The 26,373-nt window shown below is 45.7% G+C and carries 20 protein-coding genes; 11 read left to right on the forward strand and 9 right to left on the reverse strand.

Annotation, left to right across the window (positions count from 1 at the left end; translation table 11 throughout):
• Positions 1–151 precede the first annotated feature (151 nt).
• Together devC and Q5691_RS04640 are read right to left on the reverse strand one after the other, a co-directional pair.
• Positions 152–1,336: an ABC transporter permease DevC gene (gene devC / locus Q5691_RS04635; protein ID WP_333311927.1), complete on the reverse strand. Its 1,185-nt coding sequence runs from the start codon at positions 1,334–1,336 to the stop codon at positions 152–154.
• A gap of 148 nt (positions 1,337–1,484) precedes the next feature.
• Positions 1,485–2,912: an HlyD family efflux transporter periplasmic adaptor subunit gene (locus Q5691_RS04640; RefSeq protein ID WP_333311926.1), complete on the reverse strand. Its 1,428-nt coding sequence runs from the start codon at positions 2,910–2,912 to the stop codon at positions 1,485–1,487.
• Between the two features lie 115 nt (positions 2,913–3,027).
• On the opposite strand from Q5691_RS04640, the gene Q5691_RS04645 reads away from it, so the two are divergent.
• The gene (locus Q5691_RS04645; protein WP_333311925.1) at positions 3,028–3,636 is read left to right on the forward strand and encodes a TetR/AcrR family transcriptional regulator; all 609 of its coding nucleotides are present in this window, start codon (positions 3,028–3,030) and stop codon (positions 3,634–3,636) included.
• Positions 3,637–3,725: 89 nt separating this feature from the next.
• Here the strand turns inward: Q5691_RS04645 and Q5691_RS04650 are convergent, their stop codons facing one another.
• Complete coding sequence (locus Q5691_RS04650; protein ID WP_333311924.1) at positions 3,726–4,205, reverse strand: hypothetical protein; 480 nt, start codon at positions 4,203–4,205, stop codon at positions 3,726–3,728.
• Positions 4,206–4,332: 127 nt separating this feature from the next.
• On the opposite strand from Q5691_RS04650, the gene Q5691_RS04655 reads away from it, so the two are divergent.
• Complete coding sequence (locus tag Q5691_RS04655; protein WP_333211951.1) at positions 4,333–5,538, forward strand: transposase; 1,206 nt, start codon at positions 4,333–4,335, stop codon at positions 5,536–5,538.
• Positions 5,539–5,558: 20 nt separating this feature from the next.
• On the opposite strand, the gene Q5691_RS04660 is transcribed toward Q5691_RS04655, so the two are convergent.
• The 3 genes from Q5691_RS04660 to Q5691_RS04670 form a co-directional block, all read right to left on the reverse strand.
• Positions 5,559–5,852 carry a hypothetical protein gene (locus tag Q5691_RS04660; protein ID WP_333311923.1) on the reverse strand — a complete coding sequence of 98 codons (294 nt, stop codon included), beginning with the start codon at positions 5,850–5,852 and terminating at the stop codon, positions 5,559–5,561.
• A 172-nt stretch (positions 5,853–6,024) separates the two neighbouring features.
• Positions 6,025–7,536 (reverse strand): mechanosensitive ion channel domain-containing protein, encoded by a 1,512-nt coding sequence (locus Q5691_RS04665; RefSeq protein ID WP_333211948.1) that lies wholly within the window; start codon positions 7,534–7,536, stop codon positions 6,025–6,027.
• 568 nt (positions 7,537–8,104) lie between these two features.
• Entirely contained in the window at positions 8,105–8,239 is a 135-nt protein-coding gene (locus Q5691_RS04670) for a hypothetical protein (protein WP_333211946.1), read from the reverse strand.
• Positions 8,240–8,519: 280 nt separating this feature from the next.
• On the opposite strand from Q5691_RS04670, the gene Q5691_RS04675 reads away from it, so the two are divergent.
• Together Q5691_RS04675 and Q5691_RS04680 are read left to right on the forward strand one after the other, a co-directional pair.
• A complete protein-coding gene (locus Q5691_RS04675) occupies positions 8,520–13,394 on the forward strand; it encodes a PAS domain S-box protein (RefSeq protein ID WP_333211944.1) in 4,875 nt (1,624 codons plus the stop codon).
• 5 nt (positions 13,395–13,399) lie between these two features.
• On the forward strand, positions 13,400–14,728 hold the full coding sequence (locus Q5691_RS04680) for a response regulator (protein WP_333311921.1): 1,329 nt from the start codon (positions 13,400–13,402) through the stop codon (positions 14,726–14,728).
• Positions 14,729–14,747: 19 nt separating this feature from the next.
• Here the strand turns inward: Q5691_RS04680 and hpsU are convergent, their stop codons facing one another.
• Positions 14,748–15,425 carry a hormogonium polysaccharide biosynthesis acetyltransferase HpsU gene (hpsU, locus tag Q5691_RS04685; protein ID WP_333211941.1) on the reverse strand — a complete coding sequence of 226 codons (678 nt, stop codon included), beginning with the start codon at positions 15,423–15,425 and terminating at the stop codon, positions 14,748–14,750.
• A 55-nt stretch (positions 15,426–15,480) separates the two neighbouring features.
• Here hpsU and Q5691_RS04690 point away from each other — a divergent pair, with 55 nt between their 5' ends.
• Positions 15,481–16,278: a cation diffusion facilitator family transporter gene (locus Q5691_RS04690; RefSeq protein ID WP_333311920.1), complete on the forward strand. Its 798-nt coding sequence runs from the start codon at positions 15,481–15,483 to the stop codon at positions 16,276–16,278.
• Between the two features lie 67 nt (positions 16,279–16,345).
• On the opposite strand, the gene Q5691_RS04695 is transcribed toward Q5691_RS04690, so the two are convergent.
• Positions 16,346–17,281 (reverse strand): glycosyltransferase family 2 protein, encoded by a 936-nt coding sequence (locus tag Q5691_RS04695; protein WP_333344030.1) that lies wholly within the window; start codon positions 17,279–17,281, stop codon positions 16,346–16,348.
• On the opposite strand from Q5691_RS04695, the gene Q5691_RS04700 reads away from it, so the two are divergent.
• Positions 17,190–17,402: a hypothetical protein gene (locus Q5691_RS04700; RefSeq protein ID WP_333094623.1), complete on the forward strand. Its 213-nt coding sequence runs from the start codon at positions 17,190–17,192 to the stop codon at positions 17,400–17,402. The two genes, Q5691_RS04695 and Q5691_RS04700, sit on opposite strands and share 92 nt — an antisense overlap.
• A gap of 1 nt (position 17,403) precedes the next feature.
• Here Q5691_RS04700 and Q5691_RS04705 read toward each other — a convergent pair whose 3' ends face one another.
• Positions 17,404–18,375 (reverse strand): glycosyltransferase, encoded by a 972-nt coding sequence (locus tag Q5691_RS04705; RefSeq protein ID WP_333344004.1) that lies wholly within the window; start codon positions 18,373–18,375, stop codon positions 17,404–17,406.
• Between the two features lie 309 nt (positions 18,376–18,684).
• Between Q5691_RS04705 and cobU the strand changes: the two genes are divergently transcribed.
• The 5 genes from cobU (at position 18,685) to Q5691_RS04730 (ending at position 26,373) form a co-directional block, all read left to right on the forward strand.
• Positions 18,685–19,260, forward strand: a complete 576-nt coding sequence (cobU, locus tag Q5691_RS04710) for a bifunctional adenosylcobinamide kinase/adenosylcobinamide-phosphate guanylyltransferase (protein ID WP_333344005.1) — start codon at positions 18,685–18,687, stop codon at positions 19,258–19,260.
• A gap of 276 nt (positions 19,261–19,536) precedes the next feature.
• Complete coding sequence (locus tag Q5691_RS04715) at positions 19,537–19,959, forward strand: hypothetical protein (RefSeq protein ID WP_333211933.1); 423 nt, start codon at positions 19,537–19,539, stop codon at positions 19,957–19,959.
• Positions 19,960–20,036: 77 nt separating this feature from the next.
• Entirely contained in the window at positions 20,037–22,106 is a 2,070-nt protein-coding gene (locus tag Q5691_RS04720; RefSeq protein WP_333311918.1) for an AarF/ABC1/UbiB kinase family protein, read from the forward strand.
• Between the two features lie 440 nt (positions 22,107–22,546).
• Positions 22,547–25,357 (forward strand): DNA methyltransferase, encoded by a 2,811-nt coding sequence (locus Q5691_RS04725; protein ID WP_333344006.1) that lies wholly within the window; start codon positions 22,547–22,549, stop codon positions 25,355–25,357.
• Complete coding sequence (locus tag Q5691_RS04730; protein WP_333344007.1) at positions 25,354–26,373, forward strand: DNA-binding protein; 1,020 nt, start codon at positions 25,354–25,356, stop codon at positions 26,371–26,373. The genes Q5691_RS04725 and Q5691_RS04730 overlap by 4 nt, the downstream gene beginning before the upstream one ends.

Below are 26,373 nucleotides of genomic sequence, written 5' to 3' on the forward strand. Positions count from 1 at the left end.
AGAGAATGATTACAAAAAATATGGGTGTATTCAGGACTTTATACAAAATTTTGCTTTAATACCCCCTTTATTCTTTATTCTCTTAGAGAGGGACTTAGTTTGTCTAGTAGCGGTTTCAACCGCCGAATCCTATAAACTGATTCATTTTCCCTTAAAACATATCTGCCGGATCGGCGGCTTGCAGCTTGCGAGTAGCAATTGCTCCCGAAATAGTGCACATAATCACGTTCAAAAGTAATACTATAAATGCTCTAAGCAGCGTCATATAAAGCGGTAAATTTGTGGCTTGGCGGGTTAAAGAGTAAAGTCCGAAAGAAACTCCTACTCCTGGCAAAAAACCGAGGACGGAAAGAATTAGAGCTTCTTCAAAAACGATGCCCAGTAAATAAACATTGCGGTAGCCCATCGCTTTAAAAGTAGCGTATTCTCCCATGTGGTCGCTGACATCGGTTGAGAGAACTTGATAAACAATAATCACACCAACTACAAAACCCATCGCGACGCCTAAATTAAACACAAAGCCGATCGCAGTATTCTTAGCCCAATAGTTTTTCTCAAAATCGATAAATTCTTGTTTGGTTAATACCTTGACATCCGGCGGCAAATATGCTTTCAAAACTTGTTGAACTTCCACGGGGTCAGCACCCGGTTGCAGTTGAATTAATCCGGCATTAACACTCGCGGCATTTTGTCTCGCAAACAGGCGCAGGTAATTTTGATCGCTAGTCATCAAAATACCATCGGCGGCAAAAGATGCTCCAACTGTGAATAAACCGCTGACGTTAATCGTGCGTCGCTCGACCTCAGCTTTAACGGCTTTGCCTCGATCGATTTGGGCGATCGTTTTTTGGTAATCTCCCCTAGAAGCTCGATCGAACAACACGGTATCCGGCAATTTAATCGCGTTCAAATTTTGGTTAACTTCGGGAAGCGCAAACGCAGGGCGATTCGGATTGAAACCCACCACCATCAGCGACGTTTCGCGCCGAGTTTCGGGATTTTTCCAGTTAGCAATTTTCACGTAAAGCGGCTCGGCTGATTTCACGCCCGGTACGTTCATTGCTTGATACAATCTGCGCCTGGGGAAGGAAGACAAATTAATCAAATTTCGCGCTTGGGGGTGAATCAAAACTAAGTCTGTTTCCAAGCTTTGATGCAGCCGCGTATTGCTGGTGTAAAGCGCATTTTGAAAGCCTAACTGCATGAACATCAAAACGTCAGCAAAGGCAATTCCTGCTACTGCAACGAGCATTCGCCCTTTGTCGTGGCTCAGTTGCAGCCATCCGAGGGAAGTTCTGCGTCTTAACTGTTGTAATGGTTTTATGAGTCCAATCATACTATTTTAGATTTGGGATTATTGATGGTTTACTCTCTTCGTACAGAAAGAATATGTGATTATTGAACCGCGAAGACGCGAAGGACACGAAGGAAGAGAGAGGAAGAAGTAGAGAGTTTTCTACCGGGAAGAAAGGAACATTTTTTACTTAATCTTTAATTTCCCCGATCGCCACTTTGACTTGCAAATTGGTGAATCCCGCTACTTTCTGACTGGAAGCTTCGTCTAAGCGCACTTTTACTTCGACAATTCGACTATCAATATTCGCAGAAGGATCGGTGTTAACAATGTTTTGCCGCTGCACTTGCAAACCAATATGTTCGACAGTTCCCCGCAATTCACCAGTCAAAGCATCGCTAGTAATTTTGGCGGTTTGTCCAAGGCGTACTTTGTCCACATCGCTTTCGTAGATTTCCGCAACAGCCAGCATCTCGCGAGTTTGTCCGAGTTCGACAATGCCGTCGTTTCCTACCCTTTCCCCCGGATGCGTGTGAATTTTCAGGACTTGGGCGTCTCTGGGAGCACGGATGTAAGCTAGATCCAGATTGGCTTTGGCTTGTTTGGCTGCTGAAGCGGCGGAACTGACTTCGGCGGCGGCTGCTGCTATGTCAACGGGACGCACTTCGGCGATGCGATCGAGATTTGCTTTGGCTTCGTCGATTTGCTGTTGTCGAGATTGCTCAACTTGGCTGAGTTTGGCTTGCGCTTCGTTAATCTGCTGTTGGCGAGATTGTTGAATTTGATTTAGTTTGGCTTGGGCTTCGTTAATTTGTTGTTGGCGGGATTGGCGAATTTGATTCAGTTTTGCCTTTCCTTCGTTGATTTGCTGTTGGGCTGTTTCGGCGGCGAGGCTTTTGCTGTCGCTAGTTGAGGCGGAAATTGCTCCCTGTTCATACAGTTGGGAGTAGCGCTGATCCTCGCTTATGGCGTTGCGGAGTTCGGCTTGTAGACGGGCAATTGTGGCTTGTTGGGTTTGAATTTCACCTTGTTGTTCGGCCCTCAACCGCGCAATTGTGGCTTGTTGCGCTGCAATTTCGGTGCTGCGATCGATTTCTAGACGGGCAACGATCGCCTGTTGCGCTGTGATTTCGTTGCTGCGATCGGCCATTATGCGGGCAATGGTGGCTTTCTGGGCTTGAATTTCGCCGTTTTTGGCTCCTGCTTTCACTTTTGCTAGATTTGCCTCGGCGACGCGCACTTGTTCTTGAGCTTGGTCGAGGGCGGCTTGCTGGCGATCGCGGCTGTCCAAAATTGCGATCACCTGACCTGTTTTCACCCTGTCTCCTTCTTTGACTAAGAGTCGATCGATCCGGTTTCCTTCGGCTGCACCGGAGGCGGAGACTTTAATTACTTCTCCTCTGGGTTCGAGTCGCCCCAAGGCTGTAACTGTTTTTAATTGGGATGCTGTGACGGCTGCTGCTGCGGCTACGGCGTTGGGATCGGGTATGCGCGATCGCCAGATCGTGTAGCCTGTGGTTCCCGCTGCCCCCAAGGTTGCTACTGCTGCCACAACTAGGAGTTGTTTAACTAGGGATGGATTTGAGGATAAGCCGTCTGCTGTTGGTTGGTGTACCATGACATACCTCTTTGTGAGAAAATAAAACTAAACGGTTTAGTTACGATGTCTTTTAATACTAAACCGTTTAGTATAATGATGTCAAGAGCCCAAATAAAAATTACAGAAGCAAGGTATGGCAAGGACAAAACCGATCGAAGCAGACGCAGCAGGAGGTGACAAGAGCGAGCAAATCCTGCAAGGTGCGATGCAAGAATTTTTAGCCCACGGCTACGCGGGGACGAGTATGGACAAGGTAGCGAAGACGGGCGGAGTTTCCAAAGCCACGGTTTACAGCTATTTTGCAGATAAAGAAGGATTATTCGCGGCTTTGGTACAGCGGCTGGCGCGAGAAAAAGTCCATTTTACAGTTCTGGATGAAGAACCGGCCGTAGCGCTGCGATTCGCTGCCACAACTATATTGGATCAGGCGACCCAGGAACCAGAATATCTCAATTTTGTGAGGTTAGTGATTGCGGAATCAGGGCGTTTTCCCCAGCTAGCGCAGACTTTTGTGAAAAACTTAGCTAAACCGGGTATCGAGCGGCTAGCGGATTATTTGGCATCGCATCCAGAGTTACAATTGCCCGATCCCGAGGCAACTGCGCGGATTTTTATCGGAGCTTTGGTATATTTTCAGTTAATGCAGCATATGATGCACGGTAAAGAGATTATCCCAATGGAGCGCGATCGACTGATCGATGGTCTGCTGCACTTGATTTTAGGCCCGCAGTCCAATTCCTAAAGTGCGATCGACAGAATCTAGGAATTTTATTTGAGAATGATTTAAATGCCATAAAGAGCGAGATCCCTTTATGGCTGCGATCGGAGGTTCTATTCAGGTGTTTTCCCTAACCTCTCCCTCAATTCCTCAGCCGATAACTGTGGCAGTTGTTCTACCAACAATGTCAATTCTGCCACAGGCAATGCCAATAAATTAGTAACGACTGTAGGCAGAATATCGCCCAATTCAGGCGATCGTATTTGCAAGACACTTTCAGCTAACAATTTAACCGCTGCTTCCCGCCCTGTTTCATCGACTGTTAACATCGATATTGCCAGCAACAAAACTGTAAATTCCGCCGCCAACTTGGATATTGGAGATAGAAAAACTGTCATTTTTGGACTTGATTCTCCAAATCTAACTCGCAGAAAATTTTCTAATATTAAGCGCTGTTGTTCTTGTCTGCCTCGTTCTAGTCCTTGTTCTAGCCCTCGTTCTAATCCTTCTTCTAGTCCTTGTTCTAGTCCTTCTTCTCTAGCTTGTTGCTGTGCGGCTTGTATTTGTTGTTGAAAAAGTGGTGCAATGGCCATAATTAACTCCCGCTCTTCTGGCTCTAATACTTGTGGCGCATCGGTTACTAAAATAATTGGGTTTAAAGCCCCGTCCTTGTAGGACGGCTTTCTGTGTTATACTTACGCTGACACGACAAGCGTAACTATGTTGGTATTTGAGGCAAAACTTGAGGGGACGAAGCAACAGTACGAGAGGCTAGACGAAGCCATCCGCACCGCTCGCTTCGTTCGCAATAGCTGTCTGAGATACTGGCTCGACAACTTGGGAATCGGCAAGTACGAGTTAAGCGCCTACTGCGCTGTCCTAGCCAAAGAATTTCATTGGGCTGCTAAACTCAACTCTCAAGCGCGTCAGGCTTCTGCCGAAAGAGCTTGGTCTGCAATTGCGCGGTTCTACGACAACTGCAAAAAAAGCACACCAGGGAAAAAGGGCTTCCCGCGTTTTAAAAAACATCAGACGCACGACTCTGTTGAATATAAAACAACAGGCTATAAGTTGTCGGATGATAGACGTACTATCACTTTCACTGATGGGTTTGAAGCCGGAAGTTTTAAGTTGTGGGGAACTCGCGACTTGCACTTCTACCAATTAAAGCAGCTTAAGCGCGTGCGTGTTGTTCGTAGAGCCGACGGTTACTACGTTCAGTTTTTGATCGACCAAGAACGACTAGAAAAGAGAACGCCAACTGGTAAAACACTAGGTTTGGACGTTGGTTTGACTCACTTCTACACAGATTCAGACGGTCAAACAATTGAAAACCCGCGTCATCTGAGAAAGTCCGAGAAAGCTCTCAAACGACTGAATCGGCGTCTTTCGAGAACAAAAAAAGGCTCCCAAAATAAAGCCAAAGCAAGAAACCGATTAAGTAGAAAACACCTCAAAGTAAGTAGACAACGTAAAGATTTTGCCGTGAAATTGGCAAGATGCGTAATCCAGTCTAGCGACTTGGTTGCCTACGAAGATTTGCAGGTGCGAAATATGGTCAAAAATAGAAAGCTAGCTAAATCTATTTCGGATGCTGCATGGTCTGCTTTCCGTCAATGGTTGGAATATTTCGGCAAAGTGTTTGGAGTGGTAACAGTTGCTGTACCACCGCACTACACTTCGCAAAATTGTTCTAACTGTGGGGAAATCGTCAAAAAGTCTTTGAGTCAAAGAACGCACCGCTGCCAACATTGCGGTGTTGTACTCTTACGTGACTGGAATGCCGCAATCAACATACTTGAGTTAGGACTTCGTACCGTGGGGCACACGGAAACGTTAAACGCCTCTGGAGACATCGACCGCTGCATTGGTGAGGCAACTCCTCAATGTAAGTCGAGTCGTGGAAAGAGGAAGCCTAAACAGTGATGTTTAGAATCCCCGACCGTTTACGGCGGGGAGGATGTCAATAAATTTGACTGTAACCGATACAGCAATTCTAGCGCGATAATCCGCAACGGATCGTCTGTTGCTAAAGCGCTTAATTGGGAAATAGCCCTTTGCTGCACTCCCCCTTTGCCCAAAATCCTCAACCACAGCGTGTCTGGAGTTTCTGGCAACTGGTGAATAGCCACAATTGCAGTTCGCAAAGATTCCCCCAAAAAATAAATTCCCTGCATCCAATTCTCTGTGTCTGGTATCGCATTAAAGCTATCTACCAATGCTTTCGATGCTGTGGGCATCAATCGATTTTAGATTTTAGATTTTAGATTGAAGAAAGTGAAGTAAACATCGATTTCTCAGACTTCCGAAGTCACATCGCGGCCGATATTAACCGTTCCGAGTGGCGACAGCAATTCCTCCAGGTATTCTTTGGCAAAGAGATCGTGAATAAATCGCGTCATAGAAATTATTTCAAACGCTAAATAGATTTTTTAGCCGTTTTCTCACCCATTCTACAGGATTTTCATCCTCTTCTGCTGCATCTACCAATTCCATTTCTCGCAATAATTGCTGTCTCTCGCTGAGTTCTTCTTTGTGTTTGACTATTTCTTGAATAATCTGTTCAGATAAATCCGGTCGTTCAGTTAAAACTTTCTGGAAACCTTCTTTATTGATGGCAAACAAAATTGTTTCTTCCAAAGCTCTTACCGAAGCAGTTCTGGGGATGCCCAACATCAAAGAAAGTTCCCCGAAAAACTGACCAGAACCGAGGTTATTCAGATGTTTGTCAATAGCTTCTACAAAAACTTCTACTGAACCTGAAAGAATCATGTAAAAAGCATCTCCGGGGTCGTTTTCGTGAAACAAATATTCTTGCGATCGCAGCCGTTTGCGGTATCCAACTTCAATCAATTGCCGCAATTCCAGATCGGTCAGATTTTCAAAGTATTCCACCTCTCGCAGCAAACAGCTAAGCGACGATGGCTTTTTCAGTTTCTCTGCAAAAATTGGCGGTTTTTGCTCATTTTCCGAGTAACTGTTCGGGAGGTCAATTGCAGTTTCTTTTTTGTTGAACATTGACAACAGAACTTCGGGGTTTTGCAAATAAATTTCTCTGTCATTGAACGGAAATTCTATCTTTTGGTGGCGGAAATTGTATTCAATTGCAAAATTTAAAGAACTTTTAATTATTTCTCTTTCAGTCGGCTTGTCCGTCCAAACTAAAAGTTCAAATTTAAAACTATCATCACCAAACTCGACAAACAATACTTTCGGATTGGGCTCGTACAAAACTCCTGCTTCTTTGTAAGCAATATTTAACAGAGTTTCTGTCACTAACAGCGGGTTACTATTCTCCGCTACTTCTACGGGAACTCGCAGACAGAGTAGGGAGTTTTCGTAACTCCAGTTAACAATTTTGTTGCTAATCATTTTGCTGTTGGGAACAATGACGCTAGAGTCCTCAGTGGTTTGGATGATGGTCGATCGAATCGAGATTTTTTTGACAATTCCCATTAATCCTTCTAATTCCACAAAGTCTCCAACTTTCACAGGTCTGTCTAAAAGCAGCGTTAAGCCACTGACAAAATTAGTTGTTAAATCTTGGATTCCGAAGCCAATTCCGACTCCCAATCCCCCCGCAACTACTGCAAAAGAAGCGAGGTTGAAACCGATGCTTTGGATGGCGACTATCACCCCCAAAGCTACTATCAAATACCCAATAATTACTGCGATCGCTTCCCGGTTTCCCTCGTCAATTCCCAGTCTGACTAGCAAGCGTTCCTTAAGAAAGTTTGTAAAAGAGCGTGCTATGACAAGGATAGCCATAAACAATACAATCAGTTCCACCAGTGACTGCAACGATACTGGATTTTCACCTATTTTAAATAGGGTAGCTGTAAATATTTGCGATATCTGTGTCAATACTTCTTCGGGAATTGTATTCAATTTAAATTCAGGAAACAAGGTTTTTTGTGTGGTCATTTTTTAAGGAAAGTAGTAAAAAATAAAGTTCTCAGTACCCAATGTAAAAATAAAATACTGAGATCGTTATCATAAATGTTAACCTGTTTTTAGAGTAAAAAAAGTGAAGTCGTTAGATAGAGATGTGGTTCCTCATAATACGCAGTTATCCCTCTTGCCAATTTTTCGGATACCTGGTCTTCGCAGGCCTGCGGTTAGTTTGCCACTTTTTCGCGAGCCGAGAGCCGACTCATCTATTGTTAAAGCGATCGCTCTACTAACTTTAGTCAACATTAACTCGATTTGAGTTTATCATACTCTCCACTATTTTTTTTTGAAGTCCCGTTATCAACTTAAGCAGGGATTATTCAATGACTATTTAAGTGGACAAGTCAAATATCCAAGTATTACAATGATTTTGACTGGTGGGAGAGATATTGCTATTACTCTGCCAGTTGCTTCCCTCTTGTGTATATCTAAATGAAAATTTAACGCATCTAGCTAAAATTGATAACGTTCCAAGAATACTTGGCATTCTACTGACATGGGGGAAAAACTATAATTTAATCGCATTTGTCAATCCGTAATTTTACTTAAAATACTGCTTGTTGAGGAGTGGAAAATTGGCGATTTGGGGGTTGGTGGGCATAAATATGGCGATCGCCATGATTGCTCGATCGCCCAAATCTAAGTTTTCCCCCAAATCTGAGTAAATGCTGAGCATAATTCCTGATTGACAAACGCTGCCCTAGCTTATGTTGTCACCAATGTACTACCCATAAAATTGATTAGGAATAGAATTGATGAGCAATAGAACTGCTTGGCGATACATCCGAAGAATTAACGGAAATATTGTCGCAAGGGATACATATATCGCCGATTGAAAGCCTAATGGTCGCCCTACTGAACGTTTTATTCAGTACCCAAATAGGAAAAAAGGAAAACCTTACGAACCCATAATTGGAAAGAAGTTCTAGAATTATAGCTGAAATGCACGAGCCAACATGAGCACATTCCCACCACATAAAAACCAACCGCCCCAGCAAGAGAACACAACAGCACAGGTATTGCGACAGGCTCACTTCGACGCTTTTTTTGCAGGTGCCAATGCCGGAATGCTGATTTTTGACCGCCAACTCCGGTATGTCCAAATTAACGAAGTTTTGGCCCAGATGAATGGCGTTTGTGTGGCAGACCATATTGGTAGGTCAGTGCGTGAAGTGCTGCCAGAATTGGCTGCGACTGTGGAACCAATGCTGCAAGGCATTCTGGATACGGGCAAGGCAATTCTCGACTATGAATTAGTGGGTGAAACGCCGAAAGAACCGGGCATCCTGCGCTACTGGCAAGCATCTTACTATCCTTTGTTGGACGAAAATGGCATCGTTTTTGGTCTTGGTGGGATTGTAATTGAAATTACCGATCGCAAGCGGGCAGAACAAAAGCAGGCACGACTGACGGCAATTTTGGAAGCAACTTCCGACTTAGTAGGAGTTGTGGATGCGGCTGGGCATAGCGTCTATCTCAACAAAGCCGGACAGGAAATGCTGGGGATGTCTCTAGAGGAAGCACGATCGCCGTTTACTATAGATTCTGTATTAGCTCCCTCGGCTAAAGCAAAGTTCCACAACGAAATAATTCCCACCGCCTTGCGAGAGGGTAGGTGGGCTGGTGAAATCCTATTTTTGTCACGGGATGGGGAAGAAATTCCAGTCTCCCAGGTTTTGATCGTCCACAAAACCGAAGCGGGTGAAGTCGAGTTTATTTCCACTATTGCGCGGGATATTAGCGAACAACAAGCTGCGCTGCGCGATCGCAAAAAAGCAGAGGAAGAGCGGCAATTGCTTGTTACAACGATCGAGAATAGCCGTGACTTTATTGGCGTTGCCTCGATGGATGGTCGCCCTATACTCGTGAATCAGGCTGGTCGGGATTTGGTGGGACTCAGTAGTTTGAACGAAGCCAAAACCAAACACATTACCGACTTCTTCATGGCAGAAGATTTGGACTTTGTACAGCAGTCTATTATGCCTGCAATAATGCAAGAGGGAAGTTGGCGGAGTGATTTCCGCTTCAGACATTTCGTGACAGGTCAACCCATCGCCGTAGATTACACCCTATTTCTGGTAAACCATCCAGAGACTAATGAACCCGTAGGGATTGCCACTATTACGCGGGATATTCGCGATCGCAAAAACGCAGAAGATGTCCTAAAACAAAGTGAAGAACGATTTCGTTCTTTGATCGAAGCTACCGCTCAAAGTATTTGGATCGGTAATGCTGAGGGCGAATTGGCCAGCGAGCAACCTACTTTAGGTGCATTTACAGGACTGACATTTGATGAGTACAAGGGATGGGGCTGGCTAGACACGATCCACCCAGACGATCGCGCTCATGTTGCTAGTATATGGTCGGCTGCCGTGGCCAATCGCTCGCTCTATGAAGATGAATTACGTATGCGCCGCTATGACGGCGAATATCGGTACATGAGTTGTCGTGGTATACCACTACTGAATGCGGATGGTTCAATTCGGGAATGGATTGGGGCTAATACAGATATTACCGATCGCAAACAAGCTGAAGAAGCTCTGCGCGAACAGCAAGCTGCGCTGCGCGATCGCAACGTCTTGCTGAGCTCTATCTTGGAAAGTACGCCAGACATAATAGTTGTTAAAGACCGGGAAGGCCGATACGTTGCCCTTAATTCCAATGGGGCAAAATCCTTTTACGGTAAACCCATTGAGGAGATCCTGGGTAAAGACGATTCGGAACTCCTTCCCCCGGAGGCCGCCGTTGCAATAATGGCAAAAGACCGCGAGATCATGGAAGCAGGCACTACTGAAACCTACGAAGAAGATGTTTCTAATGGTAAGATCACCACTTCTTTTTTAACGACAAAAGCCCCTTGGCGGGACGCTCAGGGCAATATTCTCGGCATGATCGCCATAGCACGAAACATTAGCGATCGCAAACAAGCTGAAGAAGCTCTGCGCGATCGTAATGCACTGCTAAACTCTATTTTGGAAAGTACACCCGACTTCATTGTCGTTAAAGATCGAGAAGGGCGTTATGTTGCCATTAACTCCAATTTGGCAAACTTCTTGGGGAAGCCAAGTGAGGAAATCATCGGCAAAGATGATTGGGAATTACTGCCTAACGCTGCCCGTGAAATGATGGCAAAAGATCGTCAAATCATGGCAACAGGAATCACTGAGAGTTACGAGGAAGATATCTCTCTTGATGAAACCCCTAGGACCTTTTTAACTACAAAAGCTCCTTGGCGGGATGCTAATGGCAATATCCTCGGCCTGATCGCCACAACACGAGATATTACCGATCGCAAACAAGCGGAAGAAGCGTTGCGACATAAAGAAACTCAGTATCGCAGTATTTTTGAGTCGGTGAACGATGGCATTATCATCACAGAACTAGAAACCGGAAAAGTAGTCGCCATCAATCCGGCGCAAGCCAGAATCCACGGCTACACTTATGAGGAGTTCACTCAACTACCACCTGGAGGCTTCATACACCCAGATAGTTACCACCTATTTGTGGACTTCTTAGAAACTGTGAAGGCAGGTAAGCAGTTCTTCTGTCATGCCATTGATATCCACAAGGATAACAAGTGTATTGATGTGGAAGTTACAGCAACCCCCTATTGGCAGGATGACAAGCTGTATGCGTTATCTGTGGTGCGAGATATTACCGATCGCAAACAAGCGGAAGATGCGATCAAACAAAGCGAAGAACGCTATCGTTCGCTAATCGCTGCTACGTCCCAAATGGTCTGGATAACGGATGCAGAAGGAAGATGCCCAGATCTACCAACTTTCAGAGCTTACACTGGACAAACCGTAGACGAAGTGGTTGGTTTTGGCTGGTTAGATGCAATTCACCCAGACGATCGCGAACCAACAGTTCAGGTCTGGATGGAAGCAGTGCAAACGAAAAGTAGGTATGACATAGAATATCGCATCCGGGGTGCAGATGGAAACTATCGTTATTTTCAAGCTAGAGCGGTGCCAATTCTGAATGAAGATGGCAGCATCCGGGAGTGGATTGGCACTTCCAGCGATATCCACGATCGCAAACAAGCGGAAGATGCGATCAAACAAAGCGAAGAACGCTATCGTTCGCTAATTCTTGCTACGTCCCAAATTGTCTGGACAGGCGATTCTGAGGGGCGATGCCCGGATATGCCGACTCTGAGAGCTTACACCGGACAAACCGTAGAGGAGGTGGTTGGTTTTGGCTGGTTAAATGCAATTCACCCGGACGATCGCGAATCAACCGCTCAGGCGTGGATGGAAGCAGTGCAAACGAAAAGCCTGTATGACATAGAATATCGAATCCGGGGAGCGGATGGAAACTATCGTTATTTCCAAGGTAGGGGCGTACCTATTCTGAATGAAGATGGCAGCATCCGGGAGTGGGTTGGCACTTGCACCGATATCCACGATCGCAAACAAGCAGAATTCCTAATGGCAAAAGCTAAGGAAGCAGCCGAAGCAGCAAGTCGCGCTAAAAGTGAATTCCTTGCCAATATGAGCCACGAGTTGCGGACTCCCCTGAATGGCATCATGGGATACGCCCAAATTCTTCAGCGTTCCAAATCCTTGAATCAAGAAGAGCGATCTCGCATTGATGTTATTTATCAGTGCGGTTCCCATTTACTGACCTTAATCAATGATATTCTCGACTTGTCGAAGATTGAAGCACAGAAAGTGGAACTCATGCCTACGGATTTTCATTTCCCGGCGTTCCTGCAAGGTGTCGCAGAAATGTGTCGTATCCGAGCTGAACTAAAGGGAATTCAGTTTCATTTTCCATCAAGCCCCGAACTCCCGATCGGTATTCATGCGGATGAAAAACGCTTGCGACAAGTGTTAATTAATCTTTTAAGTAACGCTATTAAATTTACGGATGAGGGTGCTGTTACTTTTATAGTCAGCTTTGCCACAGAAGAAAAAATTCGCTTTGAAATACGCGATACAGGTACCGGCATTGCCCAAGATCAACTCCAAGCTATCTTTCAGCCCTTCGAGCAGGTAGGAGATCGCAGGCGGCAGACGGAAGGTACGGGATTAGGACTGGCAATTAGCCAAAGGATTGTAGAACTAATGGGCAGTACCATTCAGGTTCAAAGTGAGATGAATGTTGGCAGTATTTTCTGGTTTGATGTCAATCTATCTCAAGCCGATGAATGGGTGAAAACTTCTCAAATTGACCATCGCGGCCAGATTATCGGCATCAAAGACCGCCAGCCTAAGATTGTGGTTATTGATGACAAATGGGCTAACCGTTCCGTAGTTAGCAATTTGCTCAGTCCGCTAGGCTTTGAGGTGTCTGAAGCAAACGATGGGGAGGAAGGCTGGGAAAAAATTCTGGAGGTACAGCCAGATTTAATCGTTACCGACTTACTAATGCCCGAACTAGATGGCTTCGAGCTAATTAAGCGGGTTAGAGAATCGGACAACTTCAAAGACATCATCATTATTGTCTCTTCTGCCAGCGTATTTGAAGCCGATCAATACAGAAGTTTAGAAGCAGGAGGCAACTCTTTTATTCCCAAACCTGTTCAAGCCACGGAACTCCTGCAAAAATTACAACAGTATCTTGATTTAGAATGGGTTTATGAAGCTAATGAAGATCCCCTGGCGATCGGCTCAGACACCGATGAGCTAATTGCCCCGCCAGCTAAAGAAATGGAAATTCTATACGAACTGGCTATGAAAGGAAATTTCCTAGAAATAGTTAAGCAGGCGGTATTACTTGAAGAAATAGATCCCCAATATATTCCCTTTGCTAAAAGATTGCATCAGATGGCAAAGGACTTTCAAGACGAAGAGATTTTAACGTTTATTGAGTCCTACAAGTAAGGTTTATGAATTCAGAAACTCAAGCAAATGGTACGATTCTTATAGTTGATGACAATTCAGCTAACTTGGGTGTCTTATCTGATGCCTTAAGCCAAGAAGGATTTGAAATTCGGGTTGCCAAATCTGGCAAAATGGCACTAGAGCGAGTCAAATATGCTCTCCCCGATCTAATCTTGTTAGATGTCATGATGCCAGAAATTGATGGATTTGAAACCTGTCGTCGATTACAGGCTAATCCAGAAACTAAACAGATTCCCATTATATTTATGACTGCGCTCTCGGATACGGCTAATAAAGTTGAGGGGTTTAAGCTTGGGGCTGTAGATTATATTACCAAACCTTTCCAACAGGAGGAAGTATTAGCTCGCGTCAAGCTGCATTTAAAGCTTCATGTTCTTGCTGATAAATTAGAAGAAAAAAACATCTTATTGGAGGAAAAAGTTAGAGAAGTCAGCCAAGCCTACGATGATTTACAACAAATGCAGCTTAAGTTAATCCAAAGCGAAAAAATGTCCGGCTTAGGGCAAATGGCGGCTGGGATTGCTCATGAAATAAATAACCCTATAAATTTCATCTCTGGCAATCTGGGTTATGCCCAAGAGTACGCTCATAACTTACTAAATATTATACACCTCTATCAAGAAGATTATGTAAGCCCCACCCCTCGAATTCAAGCAGCTATGGATGAAATAGAACTAGAATTTGTGGAGGAAGATTTTATAAAAGTTCTTAACTCAATCAACTTAGGAACGCAGCGCATTCAAGAGATTGTCAAGTCTATGCGAATCTTTTCTCGCCTCGATGAGGCAGACGTGAAAGCAGTAAATATTCATGAAGGAATTGATAGTACACTCACCATCCTGCATCATCGTTTAAAATCAAAACCAGAGCATCCTGAGATTGAAATAATAAAAAATTACGGTCATATTCCACCAGTAGAATGCCATGCTGGGCAATTAAATCAAGTGTTCATGAATATTATTTCCAATGCCATTGATGCTTTAGATGAATCTAATCAGCAGCGTTCGTTTGCAGAAATCAAACAACACCCGAACCGCATTCAAATTTCTACAAAAGTAATTCACGAGAATTGGGTTGCTATTCATATTAGTGACAATGGTCGGGGAGTTTGCGAAAGTTTACTACCGAAACTATTTGACCCTTTTTTTACCACCAAACCTATCGGTAAGGGAACTGGGTTGGGGTTATCTATCAGTTACCAAATTATCGTTGAAAAGCATGGGGGCAGATTATACTGCCAGCCTACAGAAGGAAAGGGAATAGAATTCGTCATTGAAATTCCAATTCGGCCACAAGCCATTCAAGCTGCTTAGTTTCCCGATGCAATGTCTCTTATGAACTTTGGTTAATTTCTCGCTGATAGCGGGGACGGCAAGGTGTTCCCGTGCAAACAAAGCTAGCTGGCATATTTTTAAAGACGCTGCTGCGAGCTCCGATTAAAGCGTTAGCACCAATTTCTACACCAGGGCCAATGAAGCAGTCGGCGGCAATCCAAACGCCGTTATTGATGATCACAGGTGCTGTGATTAAGCCAAAGGCTGGGTCTTGAGTGTTATGAGTGCCGGTGCAGAGGTAGCTTTTTTGAGAAATGACGCAGTGTTTGCCGATCGCAATTCGATCAAGACTGTACAATACAACATCATCTCCGATCCAACTGTAGTCTCCGATTGCAATTTTCCAAGGATAGGTAAAACGAGCCGTAGGGCGGATAATCACACCACAACCTATTTTAGCTCCAAATAACCGCAGCAAGCCGCTTCTGATGCGATTAAAAGGGTGTGGAGTGAGGGGAAATGCGATCGCCTGCACGAACCACCAAACCAAAATTACCCAAGTAGGCTTTCCTCGATCGAACTTTGATTGATCGTACTTCCGCAAATCAACCAAAGATTCGCCTGTCAAAGTATTTGGCTGATTGTCGCTAATTGGACGATCGTTTATTTGAGAATTTGGGGAATTTGCGATCGGATTTTCCGGATCTTGGTTCGGATTTGGTATATAATCGGTCATTGATAGTTAATTTAATGTTTAATTTAAAATCGAGTTTAACCTTAAGGACTGCTGCATGACATTTCTAGTTAGGGATAATTTTGACTCGGAAAACGCCAAGGATATCGCACAATGCGAGAGTACAAATCCCAGAATTGGCAAAGTGCGACTTTTACAAACAGCATTGGTACTGCTTAGCAGCTTTTTTGTAGCAGAGTTAATCGCCGCACTTAATTCTCATAGTTTGTCCCTATTAGCAGATGCGGGTCACGTTTTTTCAGATGTAGCAGCTTTAGCAATAACTTTGACAGCGACTTGGTACTCCTCAGTAAAACGCAAAAGTAAATCCGTAGATTGTACGATCGCACAATCCTCAATCCCTGAACGAGGAGAAATCATTGCTGCTTTAATTAATAGTATAAGTTTAGTAGCGATCGCCCTTTGGATTGCAGCAGAGTCTATCGCCCGTTTGCAGTCCCCAACTCCCGAAGTAGAAGGACTGCCGATGTTAATTACCGCCATAGTTGGTTTAAGCATCAACTCGATTAATGCTTGTTGTTTGCATTCCTGCTGTCACGGTGACTTGAACCTCAAAAGCGCCTTTCTGCACGCAGTCGCCGACATTTTTTCGTCGGTTGGAGTAATTTTAGCTGCGATCGCTGTGGCTTGGTTGCACTGGAATTGGGCTGACGGCTTGATTAGCTTGCTGGTGTCAGCATCAATTATTTTATTAACTCTACCATTGCTAATCGAAAGCATCCAATTGCTGCTAGGAAAAGTATCAGCAATATCAGCCAGTCAACCGCCTTGTGACTGCGAAAAAGTGAGCGCCGAAAAATTGCTTTTTCCATCCCTCGAAGAACTTATTAAATGAAAATGTCTCAAGCCACTCGCTATGGGCTGGCTTTCCTAATTCCCAATTCCCCCATGCTTCCAAAATATTAAGGCAATTTCACTTCAGTCTCCTGAGTGATAACTACTGGTGGCGAGAGAGGCGGTTGAGATTCTGCCACATTCAACTGACCACCACAACAACGCAACTCGTAAAGTTTGGCATTAATTTGATACTCATATTGACTCAATAACCTTGCATAAATATAGCCAGCTTTTCCATCCAAAAAGCCGAGCTGAATGAAGTAAAATAAAATAAATCTGAGCATGGGTTTAAAAGGCAGCCGCACCCAAACTTTTTTTAGAAAGCGTTTCCGCTGCACTGCATCTCCAAATAAGTGAGCGCCAATAGTGCCGCTGTCGTCGCGCCCTTCAATAATATTGTAATAAACGCGAGCTTCCCAATTAGAATAGCGGTTGTGCCGTTCTATCCAGTGAAATAAATCGCGGTAATCCTCGTGGATCATGTCATTTTTTAAGTAGCCGACTTGACCCGCTAAAATTACGTGTTCGTGAACTTCGTTGTCGCCAGTATTGGGGACGGATTCAGTGCCGAGGTTTTCGTAACGTCCTTTTTGATGCTTGAACAAACGCAAATTCCAGTCGGGATATCTGCCCCCATAACGCAGCCACTGACCTAAAAATAAGACTTTGCGGTTGAGGTAGTAGCCGTCAAAATTGGGGTCTTCGATCGCCTGCGCGATTTCGTCCCAAAGTTCCGGCGGAATGCGCTCGTCGCAATCGACAATTAATACCCATTCGTTGCGAAAGGGCAGATTGTCCAATGACCAATTTTTCTTTTTCGGCCAGCGGTTGTCAAAGTAAAACTGCACAACTTTTGCGCCGGTGCTGATGGCAATTTCTACCGTGCGATCGCTACTTTGGGAATCAACCATGAAAACTTCATCCGCCCTGGCAATGCTGGCCAGACACGCAGGTAGATTAAGTTCTTCGTCTTTTGCCGGAATGAGAACTGAAACCGGAATCTTGGATGAACTAGATGTCATAATCGAGTGCTTGAACCTGAATGCGGTCGAGTTTTGGTGGATGAAGTGCGATCGGCACAGCCGCGCCAACGAGTTGAGCAGCGAGGGATATTGCCTATAGCCTAATACCTAGTGGTCGATTTCGGTGCAAAAATCAGGCCGCGGATGGCTGCGCTCAAATAACCGATTTGACCCCAGGCAAAAACGAAATTTTCAAAACGCAGCGCCGGATCTCTAATATATTTAAAAGACTTCCAGACACCCCTCAAGATTCTTTCACCCCCCCGCCCAAGCTGAGCAATACCGGCTCGATCGGACAATTGTTCGCGATAACACTCGCTGATGCCTTGCCACCACCCGCGCTCTAGAAACCAAGCTTTGTTGAGCCTTTCTGTCGCGACATGGTGCAGCACCTGGGCATCAGGTAGATAAACTACTTGCCAACCTAGCTCTAATGCTAATTCTGTGGCGCGCAATTCTTCATTTGACAGCAACTTTTTGCCGACTCTACCGAGTTTGGCATCGAAGCCGCCAATTTGTTCGAGAAAAGCGCGCCTGATCGAGTAGTTTACCCCCCTGGGAGTCAAACCGGGAGCAGTCACGTACAGGCAAGTATCGCCTAAATCATATGCTCCCAAGTTCTGGGCCAATCCCGCTGACAGCCATTGGGGCGGGGAGACTCCACAAGGCCAGAGCACATTGACTTTGCCACCAGCTACGGCGAGTTTTTGATTGCTTTGATAAGCCGCGTGCAGCACCCTGAGCCAATTCGGCTCAGCAATAGCGTCGTCGTCGAGATAAGCTAATATTTCACTGCGAGCTTGCTTAGCGCCGGTATTCCGGGCTACTGACAGACCGATTTCCGGTTCCCAGACGTACTTGAGGCGCCGATCGCCCTGTCTTGCTTCTACCACCTCGCGGGTGCGCGAAATCGAACTTTCGGGGCTGGCATAATCGCTAGAAGCGTTATCCACTACTACTACTTCAAAGTTGTCGGGAAAATCCTGTACCAGCAAGCTGTCGATCGCCCCACCTAAATAGGCGGCGCGATTGTGGGTGCAAATAATCGCTGATATCTGAGGATGATCTGGCATAAATAACAGCTTGGGAAATACGGGGGTTCTCGATCGACTTACTCTGATATTGTCTCATCAATGCTATTATCGCTTAAAAAGCATTTGGTAGTTGGCCGTTTAAATCATAATTGGTAATTGCTAATTGGGAATTGGCAATTGGGAATTATGTTTAATCCTTTGTATGTGACCACGCCCAAAGAAGGGAGACAAGCCTGCAACATTAGTCGTGAGCAGCCCAAAAATTTTAACCAAACTTCAATCTCCCAAAATCATTTGTTGTGGAGTAAATCTAAAATCTAAAATCTAAAATTTAAAATCGACTGACTAATGACTAACTCAGAACCCACCACATCTAGACAATTAATCTTAGTAACTGGGCCGGCCCGAAGCGGCAAAAGTGAATGGGCCGAAACTCTGGCGGCGGGTTCGGGAAAACAAGTAATCTATGTGGCTACCGGTCAGGTTGATGAAACGGATTTGGAGTGGCTTCGTCGCCTCGATCAGCACCGAAATCGCCGTCCTGTTGATTGGACAACTCTAGAAGTGCCGATCGAATTATCGGCTGTTGTGCGGGCCAGCAAGCCCTCAGATTGCTTGTTAATTGATTCTCTGGGAACTTGGACAGCAAATCTTTTGGAACAAGAAGCGGCTGTTTGGGCTACTACGCAGCAAGATTTGCTCGCTAGTTTGAAGTCGGCGGCGGCTGATGTAATTTTGGTAGGGGAAGAAACCGGATGGGGCGTTGTGCCTGCTTATCCGGCGGGGCGGCTGTTTCGCGATCGCCTCGGTACTCTCGTGCGCCACATCGGGGCGATCGCCGATACTGTTTATCTCGCCACCGGAGGTTACGCCTTGGATCTAAGGGCTCTGGGTACCCCGCTGCCACCCGTAGCGAAAAATTAACAGCCGGAGTCGCGATCGACAAGAGAGAAAAAATATCGGTTTCCCGATAGACAATTTTAACTGAAACTCAGGTATAATTTTAACTAAGATTGACAACTCAAGAGTCACATAAATTAGTCAAAAAACATACTCCCTAGGGCGAAGCGCAGAATAATTTGACATGAGGAATAGCCAAATTGGGAAAATATGTAAAAGATAAAGTGTCTCTTAAGAAAGAGTGAGGATTTCCCATTAAAATCTAAAATAATCAATTAGTTGAAAGGTTGACTAAAAGTTATGGCATCAGATAGTGAAGTAAGAAAATATATTGCTTACTGGTTTCAGTTAGGCAAAAAAGTATTAATTCGCAACGGTTCCGAAGCGCTGCTGCCCAAATCGGTAAATGCGGGCGATCGTTACAGCCAGGAATTTGAAGAGTGCTGGCAAAAAATCATCTCCCGCGACAGCGGAGACTGTTACCTCGAAGGCACAAACGAAACAATTGCCAAACTGCTGACACCAGCTTGGGAAATCAGTCCCTGCGCGCGCTGCGCTATGCCCGTAGTGTTCCAACAAACCGGAATGCCCCCGGAGTTTTGTCCCTGTAACGACTTACCGAACTGGCCCGATACCGAAATGCCCCAACCTCGATCGCCCGTCAGCAGCCAATCGCAACTATCAGGCATTCGCGATCGACTCCAAAGATCCAGCGGGGAGTAAGTATATAAGAAGGAAGAAGGGTCTTCTTCCTTAAATTGTTACAATATATTTACAATGCTTCACACTAGGTCTGATTTATGAATGTCAAGACAGTATCGCCAGCCTCCCCGCAAACTTATGCAAATTCAGGGACTCAGGCTGTACTCGGCAATCTCCAAGATGCAAATACAATTCCCCTGCAAGCAGTACCAGTATCACTAGAGACGGAGGTCGCCACTCCCGAACCGCTCAAATCAGCCAGAGACATAGCTTTCGAGTTAGCCGGAGATGCTGTTCGGTACGATCCAGTGGCGATCGCAGCCCTGTACCGAAATCGACCCCTACAAGTTTGGGGAAGGCTGTCGAGCGTTGTTTGGACATTTTTTAGCTTTGCCTTCAGTGTGTGGTTCGACGGCAAAACAGGTCGTACCGCCACCAACGAAAAGCGTCGCGCCGTCCGACTGCGGGAAATTCTCGGCCAACTCGGCCCAGCTTTCATCAAAATCGGACAAGCACTTTCAACACGCCCCGACTTAGTACCGCCAGTATATTTAGAAGAACTAACAACGCTGCAAGACCAATTGCCAGCATTTCCCAACGAAGTAGCATATCAATTCATCCAAGAAGAATTGGGAGCCCACCCCAAAGACATCTACGCAGAAATCACCCCCGATCCGATCGCCGCAGCATCTCTCGGACAAGTTTACAAAGGCAAACTCAAAACCGGAGAAACAGTCGCAATCAAAGTCCAGCGACCAGGTTTAGCCGAAAACATCGGCTTAGATATCTACATCCTCCGGCGTCTTGCAGTTTGGGCACAAAACAACTTCAAAATAATTCGCAGTGACCTCGCAGCCATTATGGACGAGTTGGGCGAGCGCATTTACGAAGAAATGGACTACACCCACGAAGGTCAAAATGCCGAACGGTTTGCCCAACTCTACGGCCACATCAAAGACATTTACGTTCCCAGCATCTACTGGGAATATACCCGCCGTCGCGTCTTAACAATGGAGTGGATCACCGGCATCAAACTCACGAATTTAGAGGCCGTTAAAGCTCAAGGAATCGACGCTCCTTACTTAATTGAAGTGGGGGTGCAGTGCTCTCTCAGACAACTTCTCGAACACGGTTTCTTTCACGCCGACCCGCATCCCGGCAATCTTTTGGCAACTCCTGACGGTCAATTAGCTTATCTCGATTTCGGGATGATGAGCGAAGTTAAACCTTATCAGCGATACGGCTTGTTGGAAGCGGTGGTGCATTTGGTGAACCGCGACTTTGAAGGTTTAGCAAAAGATTATGTCAAGTTGGAATTTTTAACGCCCGATACGGATTTGACGCCAATTATTCCAGCTTTGGCGGGCGTTTTTAACAATGCTTTGGGTGCTAGCGTTGCCGAACTGAATTTCAAAAGCATTACTGACGAACTTTCGGCGGTAATGTACGAATATCCTTTCCGAGTTCCCGCTTACTATGCTTTGATTATTCGATCGCTCGTTACGTTAGAAGGGATTGCCATTAATGTCGATCCAGAATTCAAAGTGTTGAGCAAAGCTTATCCTTACGTAGCAAAACGGCTGTTGAGCGACCCCGCACCGGAATTGAGAGCATCCCTGCAAGATTTGCTGTTCAAACAAGGCGAATTCCGCTGGAACCGCTTAGAAAACTTGCTCAACAATGCCCGTGAGAGCGACGATTACGATGTCAGCAAAATCTTGAACCAAGCATTAGAATATTTATTTTCCGAAAGAGGAGATTTCATTCGCGATCGTATTGTCCTGGAATTAGTCAAAAGTCTGGACACACTTTCCACCAACGCTTTTGCTAACGCCAAAGCTGTAGTCGGCGAATGGTTTGGAGTCAAGGCAAATCAACCTGTGGTTTCACCAACTGAACAAAAAAACTTAGAACACATCAAGCGGATTTGGGATATTTTGCAATCAACTCCCGGTTTTGACACGATGAAAGTATTGCAGCTTCTTCCGCAGTTGTTGGTGAAACCGGAAGTGCAGAATATGGGGCAGAAAGTAGTCGGCGGTTTAGCTCAAAGAGCTGTTGCTAGGGTAATTCGTGAGTTTTTGCTTTCGCAGGAACCGGAGGCGATTCCCGTGAATGGAAGCTACCCTAAAACTTCGCCTCAGTTGTCTTTGCCTGCGGCGAAGTAGTGGGATGGGGATGTTTTTTGACCGCAGATATTAGCAGATAAACACAGATGAACGCAGATGAAATTTCGTCTGCGTTCTTTTAATTAAGTTAATGCTGTAGCTGCTGGTAATATCGTTTCTGGTAGCATCGGAATTATATCATGTCCGATCGATCGACCTCGATTTTTGTAGGGGTTTCCCTCACCAAGAATATCTGCCAATAATTGACAATCTCAAAAACCCGCCCGATCGGCATATTATAATTAATTGATCGCACATGATATTAATAGACATTGGGTTCCCAGAGATTTTCTGGGCATTTCTACATCGCAGAGTTAATCATGGGTAGTGTCGCTTGAACTCAGAAGATCGATCGACAAATCAGGTAAAATCCAAAATTGCGTTAAGAGGTGATAATGGAACCTCTGAGCTACCGCCCCTGAGCTACCTATGGTGGAACTATGAATGCAGTCGAAATCGAAGAAGCAGTTTCCAGGCTGGCTGAAGCGCCCTTTGACTCGGAAGAGTTCCCCTTTGCCTTCCTCGAAGCCTTTGGTAACAAGCCGACGACTCTCAAGCGGCTCAAAAGCAAAAGCGGTGGCTCCAACCAATCGGATCTCGGTGGCGTGCTCCAGCGTAACAATATCCATGTAAAGGTTTGCCCGGAAGGCGAGGTGACAAACACCCTCACAGCCTTGCGGGATAGTGCGGCGACGGCTCGGTATAAGGTTAAGTTTATCCTGGCCACCGATGGCAAAAGTTTTGAGGCGGAAAACCTCGCTGATGGGGAGATAGTCGCTTGCGATTACCCCGACTTTCACAACCATTTCGGTTTTTTCCTGCCCTTGGCGGGCATTACGACGGTCAAGCAGATCCGGGAGAATGCCTTTGATATCAAGGCTACGGGGCGTCTCAACCGCCTGTATGTCGAGCTGCTGAAGGAGAACCCGGAGTGGGACAAGGCCGATCGCCGGGAAGCGTTAAATCACTTCATGGCGCGACTAATCTTCTGTTTCTTCGCCGAGGATACGAATATCTTTCACAGCAATGCCCTCTTCACTGCCACCATCGAACAAATGAGTGCCAGTGATTCGTCGAATACGCACGAGGTGCTGTCGGAGATGTTTCGGGCGATGTGTACGCCACTTAAGGATCGGGAGGCGGCGAAGATTCGCAATTGGGCAGATAGATTCCCTTATGTGAATGGAGGGCTGTTTTCGGGTGGGGTGGCGGTGCCGCGTTTTAGCAAGATTGCCCGATCGTACTTACTTCATGTTGGCAATCTGGACTGGACAAAGATTAATCCCGACATTTTCGGGTCGATGATTCAGGCGGTGGCGGATGATGAGGAGCGGGGGGCGTTGGGGATGCACTATACGAGTGTGCCGAATATCCTCAAGGTGTTGAATCCGCTGTTTTTGGATGATTTGCGGGAGCAATTGGAGGCAGCGGGGGATAACGCCCGTAAGTTGCTGAATTTGCGGCAACGGATGGCGCGAATTCGGGTTTTCGATCCGGCTTGTGGATCGGGGAATTTTCTGGTGATTGCGTATAAGAAAATGCGCGAGATTGAGTGGGAGATTAATCGTCTTCGGGGTGAGGGCGATCGCAAATCTGAGATTCCGCTGACGAATTTTCGGGGAATTGAATTGCGTCACTTTTCCTGTGAGATTGCGCGGTTGGCGTTGATTATTGCGGAGTATCAATGTGATGTGATGTATCGAGGGCCGAAGCTGGCGCTGGCGGAGTTTTTGCCGCTGAAGGATGATAACTGGATTACCTGTGGGAATGCGTTGCGGTTGGATTGGTTGAGTCTTTGTCCGCCGACGGGGGCGGGGGTGAAGGTGCAGCGCGAGGATTTGGATTTGTTTGGCGAGATGCGGGAAGTGGCGGAGATTGATTTTGAGAATGAGGGCGGGGAGACTTATATTTGTGGGAATCCGCCTTATCTTGGATCTACTTGGCAATCGAAAGAGCAGAAGGATGATCTAAAGCTTGTTTTCGATGGACGCACTAAGTTGTGGAAGTCGCTGGATTATGTGTCGGGCTGGTTTATGAAGGCTGCGGATTATGGGACGCAAACGACATCAGCCGCAGCTTTTGTATCCACAAATTCGATTTGTCAGGGACAACAGGTGCCGATTCTATGGCCACTAATTTTTGAAACAGGACACGAGATCGCCTTTGCTCATACTTCATTCAAATGGGCGAATCTTGCCAGCCATAACGCCGGGGTGACAGTGGCGATCGTTGGATTTTCTAACCACGTTGGCAAAGTTCGGCATTTGTTTTCTGTCGAAGACAGCGGTGAAATAGTTATGAAAGAAGCTACGAATATAAATGCTTATTTGGTGTCGGGAGCGTTGGCATTTGTTAAAAATGACCGAAATCCTTGTTCATCTCAAGCACAAATGGAGCGCGGAAATGGCCCGGTTGACGGCGGTGGACTTATTCTAGATGAGTCTGAAGCCAAGTTGATTGATGTTACGCCTTTTGATCCAAATGAAGTAGTGAGAGCGTTTATTGGTTCATCGGAATTCATTAGTGGAACCCGGCGATTTTGCCTTTGGTTCGATGGCTATAATCTCGTGGAACATCAAGTTTCGTTAGATATAGAAAGTCGATTACAGCGAGTACGTTCATTCCGTCTTAAAAGTGATAAGGAGGCAACACGTCGGTTGGCAGATCGACCAGAATCATTTGCGGAAGTTAGACAACCATCAAATAGTCCACCGCTGGTGATACCGAAGGTTAGTTCGGAACAGCGACCGTTTCTACCAGTGGGCTATATGCCTGCAAGGACGATAGTCTCTGACAACGCCTTTGCCCTCTACGATGCGCCCCTCTGGAATATGGCGCTGATCGCCTCGCGCCTTCACCTGGTCTGGATCGCCACCGTCTGCGGCAAACTAAAAACCGACTTTCGCTACTCCAACACCCTCGGCTGGAATACATTCCCCGTCCCCACCCTCACCGACCAAAACAAAGCCGACCTCACCCGCTGCGCCGAAGATATCCTGCTAGCGCGAGAGCAGTATTTCCCAGCCACGATCGCGGATATGTACGATCGCGATCGTATGGATACCGAATTCCCTCTGGTTAGGGAAGCGCACGATCGTAATGACGAAATCCTGGAACGAATCTACATTGGTCGCCGCTTTAAAAACGACACCGAACGCCTCGAAAAACTGTTTGAATTGTACACAAAGATGACCAGTCAGCCAGCGCCCCTAAACAAGTCTGCCAAACGTAAAACCAAAGGAGAAAAATGATGATGGCAAAAGATTTAACTTCATCGCCACTCGATCGCCAAAATATCCTCAACAATCGCTATGCCCTAGAAAAAATAGAAGAATACTTGGGATTAGGAGGCACTTACTATGAAGAAGAACTGCTATTTACCAAACAACAACTGATTGAGATTTTCGGTATCAGCGAAAGTACAATTGAAAAGTATCTATCCAGTCACAACGATGAGCTGAAGACTAATGGCTATAGGGTGCTACGAGGTCAGAAGCTTCGAGAGTTCAAGGCTTTGATGGATGCTACCGTAACTGATTACGGTACCAAAACCACAGTCTTAGGGGTTTTCACCTTCCGGGCGACTCTAAATCTAGCAATGGTACTGCTAGAGAGCGATCGGGCCCGTGCAATTCGATCGCGCATCTTAGATATCGTCATTGACGTAATGGCAGAACGGGCAGGCGGACATACTAAATACATTAACCAGAGAGATAACAATTACTTACCAGCAGTCTATCAAGAATTTAGCTATCGTAAAACCTTTACCGATGCCCTTGATAATTACCTCGACATGGGTAAATTTAAGTATGGCATTTACACCAACAAAGTGTATCAGATTGTTTTCCGAGAGAAAGCCGAAGAATATAAGCAGATATTAAGTTTGGGTAAAAACGATTGTCCCCGTGATACCATGTATGCCGAAGTTCTCATCGCCATTGCCAGTCTAGAGAATGGTTTGGCAGCAGAATTGAAAGCCGAGTCAGAAAAGCTGGGACGAAAGCTGAAACAAAAAGAGGTTGATTCGCTATTTGAATCGGCAGAGGAAAACCCCTACCTAAAACCCATTATTGAAGATGCCCGCATCAAAATGGCCAGTCGTGATTTAGGGTTTCGGGATGCTCTGCATCAAAAATTAGAAGCGTATATCCAAAGTGTTCCAGAGAGCGACTTTGATAAATTTTTAGGAGAAACCAGCCGTTCTTTAGAAGAGCAACTTTCCGATCCGGCTCTTTTGGCTGTATTTAAGCGATTGAAGGATCGGTAA

Source organism: Microcoleus sp. w1-18aA5 (assembly GCF_036701705.1).
In the GTDB taxonomy this organism is placed as follows: Bacteria; Cyanobacteriota; Cyanobacteriia; order Cyanobacteriales; family Microcoleaceae; genus Microcoleus.